Source organism: Rhodovulum sp. YNF3179, assembly GCF_050586465.1.
In the GTDB taxonomy this organism is placed as follows: Bacteria; Pseudomonadota; Alphaproteobacteria; order Rhodobacterales; family Rhodobacteraceae; genus CAJXYS01.
In genome coordinates, this window is the sequence record NZ_JBOCEG010000001.1 from 508016 (window position 1) to 520306 (window position 12291).

Consider the following 12291-nt stretch of genomic DNA (forward strand, 5'->3'; position numbering starts at 1 on the left):
GGCGATCCATGCCTCCGGCGGGGATATTTCCGCCACCTGGACGATCAGAGGTCGATCTCTACGATGCCGCCCGGCGCTGCCGCGCGGGACTGGCAGAGGATCATCGCCGTGTCGCGTTCGCGATTGGAGAGCACGAAATCGCGATGCTCCACCGCGCCTGAGAGCACGGTGCACTTGCACACCCCGCAGAGCCCGTCGGCGCATTTCACGTCCACGTGGATCCCCGCGGCCCGCAGCGCATCCGTCGGCGCCGTCTCGGCGGGCACGGCGACGTCGCGGCCCGACCGGGCGAGGCGCAGCGTGAACGGGTGGTTCTCGTAGTCCGGCTGCTCGGGCACCGAGAAGTACTCGAGATGCCGCGCCGCCTCGGGAAAGCCGTTCCGCGCCGCCGCCGCGACGACGGCGGACATGTAGCGCTCCGGCCCGCAGGTGTAGACATGGGCGCCCGGTTGCCAGGTCAGCGTCCGATCGAGGTCCGCTCGGGTGCCTTCGTCGGAAAAATGCAAGTGAACGCGGTCAAACCAGGGGAAATCCGCGAGATCATGCAGGAATCCTGCATGCCGGTGCCTGCTGCAGGAATAGTGCAGCGCGAAGCCAGCGCCGATCGCGTGCAGCCTGTGGGCCATCGCGATCATCGGGGTGACCCCGATGCCGCCGCCCATCAGATAGGTGAAGCCGGCGGTTTCATCGAGCGGGAAATGATTGATCGGTCTCGAGATGAAGACGCGCCGGCCCTCCTCGAAGATCCGGTGCATGAGCCGCGATCCGCCACGGCCCTCTTGCTCGCGCAGGACCGCGATCTGGTAGCGCGACCGGTCCGCCGGGTCGCCCGAAAGCGAGTACTGGCGGAAGAACTCCGGCGCCACCACCACGTCGATATGGGCGCCGGCCGGGGCCGGTGGCAGCGGCGCGCCGTCGGGATGGACGAATTCGTACTTGGTGACCGCGTCGGTCATCGGCTCGACCTTGGAGACGACGACCTGCATCACCGGCGCGTCGGCCCGGTCGTTCGTGTAGACGTGTTCGGGCGGCTCTCCGGCGGCGCGGCGGCGGCGATGTTCGGCGGCCGGGATCATCGCCTCGTAGGCGCGGATGCCGGCCTCGCGGTCCATCGGGAAGGGCCAGGGCCAGGGCGGGGGGGCCAGCGGCGCCGGGTAGACGGCCAGCGTCTGGTCCGCGTGGCGAAGCTTCAGGTCCTTCTGCAGGGGGCGGCGGTTCACCGGTTTCGCCGTCGGGTCGTAGGGGCCCTCATCGACCATCTCGAGATTCCACCACCAGGTCTTGACCGGGTTGATCTCGCCGTTGCCGGCGATGTCGTCGAGCTTCGCCAGGACCCGCGCCGAGCCCGGCAGGTGCATCGCCGCCCAGCGGAACGGCGCCTCGGCAAAGAGGCCTTCGAGGTTCCAGGGGCAGGTCTTCATGCAGCGCCCGCACATCGCGCCGCCCTCGGTGGTGATGCGGTAGGTGGTGCATTTCTGGCTGTCGGACTTCCAGATCTCGTAGCCGTTGAACATGCGTTTCGGCCCGGCCGTGATCGCGCCCGAGGGACACTCGCGGGCGCATTTGTTGCAGGCCGCGCAGAAGCGCTGCAGGCCGAAATCGATGGGCTTGTCATGGGCCATCGGCATGTTCGTCGTCACCACCCCGGATTTGAGCCGCGGGCCGAGATAGGGGTTCAGGATCACTTCGCCGATGCGGCTGACCTCGCCCAGCCCCGAGAGCAGCAGGAGCGGGGGGTGCAGAACCTCGTCATCGGTCACCGAGTGGACCCGGGCCGTGTAGCCCAGGTTGCGAATGTGCTGGGCGAGCACCCCGCCCAGCAGCGAAAACCGGAGATAGGCGCGCATGGACTGGGCGCAGGCGATCCAGTCGTCGCCGCTGGCGCCTTCCATCGTCTCGTGGCCCTGGTCGATGATCATCGAGATGGCATTGGCATGGTAGGGCGTGATCGGCGCGCCGCCGGCATCGTGTGAGTAATAGGCCCAGTCCGGGCAGTCCGACAGCCCGACCGCGTCGACGCCGAGAAAATAGAGCGTGGCCTTGATGTTGTCGGCGTTGCGTCGCGGATCGTCCAGGGCGGGATCGACGGTCTCGGCCGCCGGACCGTCCTGGAGCAGCGTGAAGGCCCCGAGCGAGGGGCGGAAGGCGAAGGCGGCGGCGGATTTGCGCACGTAGTTGCCGTTCTTCGCCGCCTCTTGCTGGGGCTTGCCCATGTCACCGAAGAGGGCCCGGGCGAACATGTTCGCACGCTTGGGGACACGTGCGACGTTCGCCCGGTCGATATAGGTGGTCGGATCGTCGACTCTCTTCAGGTTTTCAAAGGGATGTGCGCCATCCCGGAAATCCCGCTTCAGGTAGGGATCATGTTTGCCGGCAGACTTCGCATTCCGCCCCAATCCCGTCTTCCAACTTATTGGTAAAGATACGTTTTGTGAAAGCGGCTTATCCGGGGTCACTTCCAGATCCGTCGTCACAACGGCGAGCCCGAAGCGCCTGCCGAGAAACGGGTTCTCGGCCTGGCCGTCCCGTGCCGCCGCGAGGCCGGCGCGCAGAGCCAGGCGTTCCAGGTGTATGTCGCTGGCCGCCGCCGAATGCGCGCGCGCCTGCCAGCCGAGCGACCGGATGTAGGCGGCCAGCGTGACCGCCGTTTCCATGCCGCGCAGGCAGGCGCGGTGCGCCTGTGCCCCGGCGATCCAGTCGGTGCCGGGTTCGCCCGGGCGCGGGTCGCGCGGATAGTCGTAGAGGAAGACCAGCGCATGCGTGTGATCGGTGCAGGCCGGGGGAGCGGCGGCCACCGCCTCTTTCAGGCTCGCCATGACGACGTCGATCCCGGCGGCGAGGGTTTTCGTCTGCATGCTGCGCAGTTTCCCGGCCAGCCGGTCAACGTCCGGGTTGCGGATCGGCGCGTCGAGCCAGTCCCCGGGGCCGATCCGCGCGACCCCGACCATCGCCGCGTCGCAGAAATAGCCGAATGCCTTGAGATGGCGGGCGCGTTCATCCGGGTCCGCGGGAATGGCGGCCCGGTCACGTTTGACCGCGCCCTCGCGGGTGGCGTCGAGCATCGCCTGGTAGTCCTGCATCGCGTTGACCACCGATCGCGGATCCTCGGGGCGCCGGAAGCGGAGCCCGCGCATCGCTGCCAGCGTATCGAGCCCCGCGGGCGCGTCGGCGCGGGCCAGCCGCTCGAGCGGGAAGCCGCCCAGGTGCATCGGGCGGTTCCGGTAGGAAAAGAGCTTGCCCATGGGCGGTCTCTCAGAAACTGCTCAGCGGCTGATCCTCGCCCGCCCGGAGCTTGTACAGGAGCCGCAGCAGCGCCTCGCGCTCCGCGGCGGTCAGCTTGGCGTTGAAATGCGCGTTGTTCTCGAGCCCCGCGGGCAGCGCGGCCGTCAGCCGGCGCATGCCCTCCGCGGTGGCGCGGACTTCGGTGGTGCGCCGGTCGCGGGTGCCGTTGTGGCGGGTGATGAGCCCCTCGGCCTCCATCTGGCGCAGCGCCCGCGAGGCGACGGTGCGCCCAATGCCGATGAAGGCGGCGATGTCGGAGGGCGCGGTCAGGCCTTCCTCTTCCACGGCCAGCAAGATGCACCAGCCAATCCGGGTCAGGCCGGCCTCGCGCAGGCCGTCCTCCAGCCGGCGCTCGAAAACGCGCGCGGCCAGGGTCGCCTGGTAGCCGAGCGAGTCGTGCAGCGCGTAGCGCCGTTCGGGGATCGGGGCGGGATCGTTCATGCCGGGAAAGGTCGGCCAAACCGCCGAGGGGGTCAAGGCTGGCCTTTCCCGTTCCGCTGGGCTATGCGGCCGGCGGGGACATTCTGGGAGGAGAGGATGATCGGGGGGATACTCTTCGACAAGGACGGTACGCTGTTCGATTTTCACGCCACCTGGGCGGCCTGGGCGCGGGTTTTCCTGCGGGACATCGCGGCGGGCGACGATTGCCGCGCCGCCGGGCTGGCCGGGCGCATCGGCTACGATTGGCAGGCCGGGCGCTTCATCCCCGGCAGCGTGGTGATCGCCGGCACGCCCGAGGAGATCGCCACGGCCCTCCTGCCGGAACTGCCGGGCTGGCACTTGCCGGATCTGGTGGCGCGCATGAACGCTGCCGCGGCGCAGGCCCCGCAGGTCGAGGCCGTGCCGCTGGTGCCGCTGCTGGCGGACTTGCTGGCGCGGGGCCTGCGGCTGGGCGTGGCCACCAATGACGCCGAGGCGCCCGCCATTGCGCACCTGACCGCGGTCGGTATCCGCGGCGCCTTCGATTTCGTGGCGGGGTATGACAGCGGGCACGGCGCCAAGCCCGGCCCCGGCATGCCACTGGCCTTCGCAGCCCGCACCGGCCTGGCGCCGGACCGCCTGGTCATGGTGGGTGACAGCCGCCATGACCTCGAGGCCGGCCGGGCCGCCGGGCTGCGCAGCGTGGCGGTCCTGACCGGTCCCGCGCGGGCCGAGGAGCTGGAGGATCTGGCCGAGGCCGTGCTGCCGGATATCGGCCACCTGCCGGCCTGGATACGCGCCGAGCGCTGAGCCCCGCCGCGCGACGCGAAAGCGGCCAATCCTGATCTGAATCCGACGCGATCCGTCGCAATCCGGAAACAACTGGCCCCGTCAAAGGTGTCTCTTGGCCTCTGAAGACCAAGGGAGGCAGACGTGGCAGAGGCACGAAAACGACGCGGCGGCGGGCGGGCCGGCAATGTCCGGCTCGCGGATACGCGGGCCATCGGGCAGAGCCCCTGGCGTATCCCGGAAAACCCCGATCGTCCGGTCGAGCCGCTCGACGAGGCGGGGGTTCAGGCCGTCCACGAAGGCGCGATGCGCATCCTCGAGGAGATCGGCATCGAGTTCCTCAACGACGAGGCGCGCGGGATCATGGCCGAGGCCGGCTGCACGGTCGAGGGCACCAATGTCCGGATGGGGCGCGATTTCGTGATGGAGATGGTCGGCAAGGCGCCGTCGCAGTTCACGATCACGCCGCGCAACCCCGACCGGCAGGTCACCATCGGCGGCAGGCACATGGTGTTCGTCAACGTCTCGTCGCCGCCGAACTACTGGGACATGGACACGGGCAAGACCCCGGGGACCCGCGAGCACTGCCGGAACCTCCTGAAACTGACCCAGTATTTCAATTGCATCCACATCGCGGGCGGCTATCCGGTCGAACCGGTGGACGTCCACGCCAGCGTCCGCCATCTCGACGTGCTCTTCGACAAGCTGACGCTGACCGACAAGGTCGCGCATGCCTACAGCCTCGGGGCGGAGCGCGTCGATGACGTGATGGAAATGGTTCGGATCGCGGGCGGCCTCAGCCACGAGGAATTCGAGGCCACGCCGCGGATGTACACCAACATCAATTCCACCTCGCCGCTGAAGCACGACATCCCGATGCTCGACGGCTGGATGCGCTGCGTGCGGCGCGGGCAGGCGGTGGTCGTCACCCCCTTCACGCTGGCCGGCGCCATGGCGCCGGTGACCATGGCGGGCGCGGTGGCGCAGTCGCTGGCCGAGGGACTCGCGGCGATCGCGCTGGCGCAATACATCCGGCCCGGTGCGCCCTGCGCCATCGGGACCTTCACCTCGAACGTGGACATGCGCTCGGGCGCGCCGGCCTTCGGCACCCCGGAATACATGCGTGCCACCCAGATGACCGGCCAGCTCGCGCGGTTCTACGGGCTGCCCATGCGCGCCTCCGGCTCCTGCGCGGCGAACGTGCCGGACGGGCAGGCCATGTGGGAGACCTCGAACGCGCTCTGGGCGGCGGTCCAGTCGGGCACGAACATGGTCTACCACGCGGCCGGCTGGCTCGAGGGCGGGCTGATCGCCAGCCCCGAGAAATTCATCATGGACTGCGAACTCATCCAGCAGATCCAGCGCTATTTCGAGCCCGCCACCTACGCGACATCGGCCGACGACATCGCCGTCGACGCGATCCGCACCGTCGGGCCGGACGGGCATTTCTTCGGCACCGAGCACACCCAGGACCGGTACACCACCGCGTTCTACGCGCCCTATCTCAGCGACTGGCGCAATTTCGAGGCCTGGCAGCTCGACGGGGCGGTCTGGACCTCCGTCCGTGCGCACAACGTCTTCAAGGCGATCATGGCGGAGTTCGAACCGCCCCCGATGGATGACGCCATTCGCGAGGAACTCGCGGGGTTCGTCGAGCGCCGCAAGGCCGAGGGCGGCGCCCCCACCGATTTCTGAGCCGCCCGTCTCGCCGCTGGAACCCCCCGGCGCGAGCGGCTACTCTGCCCCCGGCAAGCGCGGAGGACGGCATGGCGACGGATCGGGACCTGGCACGCAACCGGCTGGCTCTGGGGGGCTTCGGTGCCGTGGCGGGGCTGTGCCTCTGGCTGCTGTTCGACCGCTTCGACGATTTTCCCGGGCTGGAACGGATCCTTCTTCTGGGCGGCGGCATCGCCATCCCCCTGTTCGGTGGCGTCCTGGCGATGACCGGGCCGCTTGCCTTCGGGCGGGCGCTGCGCGCGGCGTTGCCGCTGGCGGTGGTGGCGGGCGGTTTGCTGCTGCTGGCGTCGTTCCGCTTCGCGTCGGTCCGGGACTATCTCGGTGCCTGGCATCCCGTGGCGGCCTATCTCGGGGTCGTGTGCCTGATCCCGCCTTTCCTCGTCGCCCGTGAAACCGGCCCCGGCGGCTGGAATGACTACGCCGCGCTGTTCCGCGAGGCCTGGTCGATGGTCGTGCGCGGCGCGACGGCGTTGCTTTTCGTGGGCGTCTTCTGGCTGGTCTACGCGCTGTCCGATACCCTGCTCGGCCTTGTCGATGTCGACGTGCTGGGCGATCTCGCCGGCGAGGGATGGTTCGCGGCGACGCTCTCGGGCGCGGTTCTGGGTATGGCGCTGGCCGTCCTCAACGAACTCGCCGCCTACCTGTCGCCGTCGCTGGTCCTGCGGCTGTTGCGACTGCTGCTGCCCGTGGTGGCGGCGGTCGTCACGCTGTTCCTGGTGCTGGTCCCGGTGCGCGGGCTCGAGGACGCTTTTGGCGGGCTGTCGGCCGCGGCGGTCCTGCTGGCGATGGCGATCGGGGCGATCACGCTTGTCGCGGCCGCGCTGGACGACTCCGACGACATGGCGGCCGAAAGCCCCCTGATGCTGGGGGCGGCGCAGTTGGTGTCGCTTCTGCTGCCGGTGCTGGCGGGGCTGGCGGCCTATGCGGTCTGGCTTCGGGTCGAGCAGTATGGCTGGACGCCGGATCGTCTCGTGGCGGCGGTCGCGGCGGCGGCGGTGATGGGATATGCGCTGCTCTATGCCGGGTCGGTGGCGCTGCGCGGGCGGTGGATGGCACGCATCCGTCGCGGCAACGTCGCGATGGCGGTCGGCATCGTCGCCGTCGCGGCGCTCTGGCTGACCCCGGTGATCAATGCCGAGCGGCTCTCTGCCAAGAACCAGGTGGCGCGCTTCGCCGCGGGCGAGACGCCGGTCGCGGCGCTCGATCTGTGGTCGATCGGGCGCGACTGGGGCAAGCCCGGAAAAACCGCGCTCGCCGAATTGCGGGCCATGACCGATCATCCGGAACATGCCGTCCTGATGGAACGTCTCGATGCGCTCGCCCGCGCCGAGAGCCGGTACGCCTTCGCCAATGCCCTGCCCGCCGATCCCGAACGCGCGGCGCGGCTTTCCGAACGGCTGCGGGCGGCGCCGGACGGCCGCGCCCTGCCGGACGGGTTCGTCGCAAGACTGGCGCCCGCGACCCAGGCCTGGGCGGACGAAAGCTGTGCCCGTGCACTCGCGGATGGCAGCCCGGGCTGCACCGTGCTGTTCGCCGATCTCGTGCCCGCCTGGGCGGGCGAGGAGGCTCTGCTCTTCCTCGACAATCCCGGCCGCATGGGACTCCGGGTGCGGCTGCTGCAGGCGGCGCCCGGCGGCTACCGCGACGCCGGGGATCCGCTGCTCTACGGGGCGCGGCTTGCGGATATGGACCCGGACGTGCTGATCCCCGCGCTCCGTGCCGGGGCCTTCAGCATCGGGACGCCGGACATCCCGGCGCTTCGGATCGAGAACGGCCCGACGCTGGTGCCGCGCCCCTGACCGCTTGGGGCTTTCTTAAGACCTGCCCGCTAGCTTCCGTCCCTGATCGCGGCAGAGGGCGCCATGCACGGGCTGATCAACACGTCCATCCAGTCATTCGTCATGCAGGTGTATGGCAACGCGGCCTGGTCAGAGATCTGCCTGCGCGCGGATCTCGGCTTCGATCGCTTCGAGACCATGCTGACCTATGACGATGGCCTGACGGAGGCGGTGATAGAGGCCGCCGTCGACGTGCTGGGAAAGGACCGTGGCGCCATACTCGAGGACATGGGGCACCATCTCGTGACCAATCCCGCATCCGAGCCGCTGCGCCGGCTGCTGCGCTTCGGCGGCGAGAACTTCGCCGATTTCCTGCATTCCCTGGACGAGTTGCATGACAGGGTCCGGCTGGCCCTGCCCGATCTGGAACTGCCGCGCTTCGACGTGCGTGAACATGCACCGGCATCGTTCAGCCTGCATTTCGATTGGTCGGCTTCCGGTCTCGGCCAGGCGGTCCTCGGGGCAATCCGGGCGATGGCCGATGACTACGGCACCCTGGCGGTGCTGGACTACGCGCCGCGGGGCGTTCACGGCGAGAGCGAGACGATCACCGTCAGCCTTCTGGAAAGGCACCATGCCGCGGGCCGCGACTTCGCGTTGGCCCGGGCCGAACCGTGAGCCGCGCCGCCATGGCCGGGGACGGGGCAGACGCGTGGGATGCCACGACGGGACCGCGCCTGACATTGTGCGGGCTCGACCGGCTGATGCCGCTGCATGTCTGGGTGGGGCCGACGGGGCATGTGCAGCGCGTGGGCCCGACGCTGGCAAAGCTCAGACCCGGCGAGGGGCTGGCGGGCCGGCGTCTGCTGGAGGTGTTCGAGCTGCGCCGGCCGCGTGGTGTCCACCGCTTCGCCGATCTTCTGGGGCGCGACGGCGCGAAGCTGCAGCTGAGCTTCCGCGCCGCGCCCCGCACCAGCCTCAAGGGGGCGTTCGTCCGCCTGGCGGACGGGCAGGGGGCGCTGCTCGATCTGTCGCCCGGGCTGAGCGTCACCGACACGGTCGCCCGGTTCGGGCTGACGGGCAGCGATTTCCCGCCCTCCGATCCGACGGTCGAGATGCTCTACCTGATCGAGGCGCAGTCTGCGATCCTGGCGGAATCGCGCAAGCTGAACCGCCGGCTCGACGAGGCCCGGCTCGCCGCGGAACGCGAGGCGCTGACCGACACGCTGACCGGGCTCCGGAACCGCCGGGCGCTGGAGCATCTGCTCGAACGCCTGACCGACGCGCACCTGGCCGAGCCCTTCGGGCTGATGCATCTCGACCTGGATTATTTCAAGCAGGTCAATGACAGCCTCGGCCATGCGGCCGGGGATCATGTTCTCTGCCATGTCGCCAAGGTCCTGGGCGAGGAGACCCGCCGCGACGACATGGTGGCGCGGATCGGCGGCGACGAGTTCGTCGTGATCTGCCGGCGCTGCGACGACCCGGCCACGCTCGACCGGATCGCGCGGCGGATCATCGCGCGGCTCGAGGTGCCGATCCCCTATGCCGGCCATGTCTGCCGGGTCAGCGCCAGCATCGGGACCACGATCTCGAGCGCCTATGCCCGGCCGACCTCTGCGCGGATGCTGCGTGACGCCGACCGCGCGCTCTACGCGTCGAAAGACGGCGGCCGCGCTCGTCACACGCTCTTCGCGGTGGCAAAGCCCGGCGTGGCCGGCCGCAAGACGTCCTGAGCCCCGCGGCGCGGGGCCGCCGGGAAGCCGCGCAGGCCCGGCGGAGCGGCTTCACGGACGCACTAAATTCTAGCCTTTCCCCCCGATTGCGCCTAAAGATTGGGCTTCTGGCCTGAGGAGCAGAGGCAACACGCGCCGCGCGGCTCCGTCGCGGCGGCCATTGCCTAATATCTCATCATGAGTGACGGCGGGATCTTCGATGAAATGCATGGCGCCACCGGGCAGCTTCGCCGCCCTTACGCCGCGTTCAAGACCTGGTTCGACGCCGAGGCCCCGAAGCGGCTGCGCGCCAAGCAGCGCGAAGCCGAGGACCTGTTCCGGCTCACGGGCATCACCTTCAACGTCTATGGCCGGGCCGAGGCCGAGGAACGCCTGATCCCCTTCGACATCGTGCCGCGCATCATCTCGGCGCGCGAATGGCAGAAACTCTGCCGCGGGATCGAGCAGCGGGTCCGCGCGCTCAACGCCTTTCTTCACGACATCTATCACCGCCAGGAGATCGTGCGCGCCGGGCGCCTGCCAGTCGAAATGGTGGCGAAGAACGATGCGTTCCTGCCCCAGATGATCGGCGTCGAGCCGCCAGGCGGCATCTATACCCATATCGTGGGCATCGACCTCGTCCGCACGGGCGACGACAGTTTCTACGTGCTCGAGGACAACGCGCGCACGCCCTCGGGCGTGAGCTACATGCTCGAGAACCGCGAGACGATGCTGCAGATGTTTCCCGAGCTGTTCTCGCTGAACCGCGTCGCGCCGGTCGAGACCTACCCCGCGGATCTGCGCCGCTCGCTCGCGGCCTCGGCGCCGCCTGACAGCAGCGGCACGCCGACCGTCGCGGTGCTGACGCCCGGGATCTACAACTCCGCCTATTTCGAGCATGCCTTCCTCGCCGACAAGATGGGGGTCGAACTGGTCGAGGGCCAGGACCTGCGGGTCGTCGACGGGCGCGTGGCGATGCGCACGACGCTGGGTTACCAGCCGGTCGACGTGCTCTATCGCCGGGTGGATGACGGTTTCCTCGATCCGCTCAACTTCAATCCCGACAGCGCGCTGGGCGTGCCGGGCATCATGGATGTCTACCGCGCCGGGCGCATCACCATCGCCAACGCGCCGGGCACGGGCATCGCCGACGACAAGGCGATCTACAGCTACATCCCCGAAATCGTCGAGTTCTACACCGGCGAGCGCCCGATCCTGGAAAACGTGCCGACATGGCGCTGTTCCGAACCGGACTCGCTGGCCTATGTGCTCGACAACCTCGAAAACCTCGTCGTCAAGGAGGTGCACGGGTCCGGGGGCTACGGGATGCTGATCGGCCCGGCCGCCAGCCGCAAGGACCTTGCCGAGTTCCGCCGCAAGCTGCGCGCGCGCCCGACGAATTACATCGCGCAGCCGACGCTCGCGCTGTCCACCGTGCCGATCTTCACCCGCAGCGGGCTGGCCCCGCGCCACGTGGATCTGCGCCCCTTCGTCCTGGTCAGCCCCGAGGGCGTGAAGATCACGCCGGGCGGGCTGACGCGGGTCGCGCTGAAGAAGGGTTCTCTGGTCGTGAATTCCTCTCAGGGCGGCGGCACCAAGGACACCTGGGTGCTGGAGGATTAGGCGCATGCTGGGAAAGACCGCGAACGGGCTTTACTGGATGTATCGCTATCTCGAGCGGGCCGAGAATACCGCCCGTCTGATCGAGACAGGCCAGCGCATCGCGCTGACCCGCTCGGGCAACGGCGACGCGGACTGGGAGCCGGTGATGCAGACCGCGGGCGTGGCCGGCGGCTACCACGCCGCCCATGACAGCGTCAGCAAGGAAGCCGCGATCGACTGGATGCTGCGCTCGCGCGACAACGCCTCCTCGGTGCTCTGTTCGATCGACGCGGCGCGCCAGAACGCCCGTCTGGTGCGCACCGCGCTCACCCACGAGGTCTGGGAGGCGATAAACGGCTGCTACATGGATGTGCGCCGGGTGCTTGCCCGCAAGCTCGGCGAGCGGGACCTGACGCCGGCGCTGAAGTCGCTCCGCCAGCGCACGGCGCTGGTGCGGGGCGCGACCCACGGCACGATGCTGCGCAACGACATCTTCAATTTCTGCCGGATCGGCACCTTTCTCGAACGCGCCGACAGCACCGCGCGCATACTCGACGTGAAATACTACGTGCTGCTGCCCTCGGTGGCGTCGGTCGGCTCGTCCATCGACAACGTGCAGTGGGAGACGATCCTGCGCTCGGTCTCGGCCATGGGCGGCTTCCGGTTGGTCCACGGCAATCGCGTCACCCCGCCCGAGATCGCGCGGTTCCTCATCCTCGACCGGCGGATGCCGCGCAGCCTGAATTTCTGCGTCTCCAAGATCCGGGACAATCTGGGCTACCTTGCACAGGACTACGGCGCGCGGCTGCCGTCGCACGATATCGTCGACGGGCTGGCGGCCCGGCTGATGGCCAACGAGATCGACGAGATCCTCGAACTCGGCCTGCACGAATACATCGAGGAGGTGCTCGCGGCGCTGGGCGAGGCGGGACGCCAGATCGAGATCGACTACAGGTTTGCCGAATGAC

9 protein-coding genes are annotated in these 12291 nt (G+C 69.1%); 7 read left to right on the forward strand and 2 right to left on the reverse strand.

Translation table 11 applies throughout. From position 1 onward, the window contains the following. Nucleotides 1-44 precede the first annotated feature (44 nt). Complete coding sequence (locus ACQ5SP_RS02630; RefSeq protein WP_430936127.1) at nucleotides 45-3242, reverse strand: reductive dehalogenase; 3198 nt, start codon at nucleotides 3240-3242, stop codon at nucleotides 45-47. Nucleotides 3243-3252: 10 nt separating this feature from the next. After that, nucleotides 3253-3723: a MarR family winged helix-turn-helix transcriptional regulator gene (locus ACQ5SP_RS02635; RefSeq protein ID WP_430936129.1), complete on the reverse strand. Its 471-nt coding sequence runs from the start codon at nucleotides 3721-3723 to the stop codon at nucleotides 3253-3255. A gap of 96 nt (nucleotides 3724-3819) precedes the next feature. Here ACQ5SP_RS02635 and ACQ5SP_RS02640 point away from each other — a divergent pair, with 96 nt between their 5' ends. The 7 genes from ACQ5SP_RS02640 (at nucleotide 3820) to ACQ5SP_RS02670 (ending at nucleotide 12290) form a co-directional block, all read left to right on the forward strand. Next, entirely contained in the window at nucleotides 3820-4512 is a 693-nt protein-coding gene (locus ACQ5SP_RS02640) for an HAD family hydrolase (protein ID WP_430936131.1), read from the forward strand. A 123-nt stretch (nucleotides 4513-4635) separates the two neighbouring features. Continuing rightward, nucleotides 4636-6186 (forward strand): trimethylamine methyltransferase family protein, encoded by a 1551-nt coding sequence (locus ACQ5SP_RS02645; RefSeq protein WP_430936133.1) that lies wholly within the window; start codon nucleotides 4636-4638, stop codon nucleotides 6184-6186. Nucleotides 6187-6257: 71 nt separating this feature from the next. Beyond that, on the forward strand, nucleotides 6258-8027 hold the full coding sequence (locus tag ACQ5SP_RS02650) for a DUF4153 domain-containing protein (RefSeq protein ID WP_430936135.1): 1770 nt from the start codon (nucleotides 6258-6260) through the stop codon (nucleotides 8025-8027). 63 nt (nucleotides 8028-8090) lie between these two features. Then, nucleotides 8091-8684, forward strand: a complete 594-nt coding sequence (locus ACQ5SP_RS02655) for a heme NO-binding domain-containing protein (RefSeq protein WP_430936137.1) — start codon at nucleotides 8091-8093, stop codon at nucleotides 8682-8684. After that, the gene (locus ACQ5SP_RS02660; RefSeq protein ID WP_430936139.1) at nucleotides 8681-9742 is read left to right on the forward strand and encodes a diguanylate cyclase domain-containing protein; all 1062 of its coding nucleotides are present in this window, start codon (nucleotides 8681-8683) and stop codon (nucleotides 9740-9742) included. The genes ACQ5SP_RS02655 and ACQ5SP_RS02660 overlap by 4 nt, the downstream gene beginning before the upstream one ends. A 177-nt stretch (nucleotides 9743-9919) precedes the next feature. Continuing rightward, the gene (locus ACQ5SP_RS02665) at nucleotides 9920-11344 is read left to right on the forward strand and encodes a circularly permuted type 2 ATP-grasp protein (protein WP_430936141.1); all 1425 of its coding nucleotides are present in this window, start codon (nucleotides 9920-9922) and stop codon (nucleotides 11342-11344) included. 4 nt (nucleotides 11345-11348) lie between these two features. Continuing rightward, the gene (locus ACQ5SP_RS02670) at nucleotides 11349-12290 is read left to right on the forward strand and encodes an alpha-E domain-containing protein (protein ID WP_430936143.1); all 942 of its coding nucleotides are present in this window, start codon (nucleotides 11349-11351) and stop codon (nucleotides 12288-12290) included. Nucleotide 12291 lies beyond the last annotated feature (1 nt).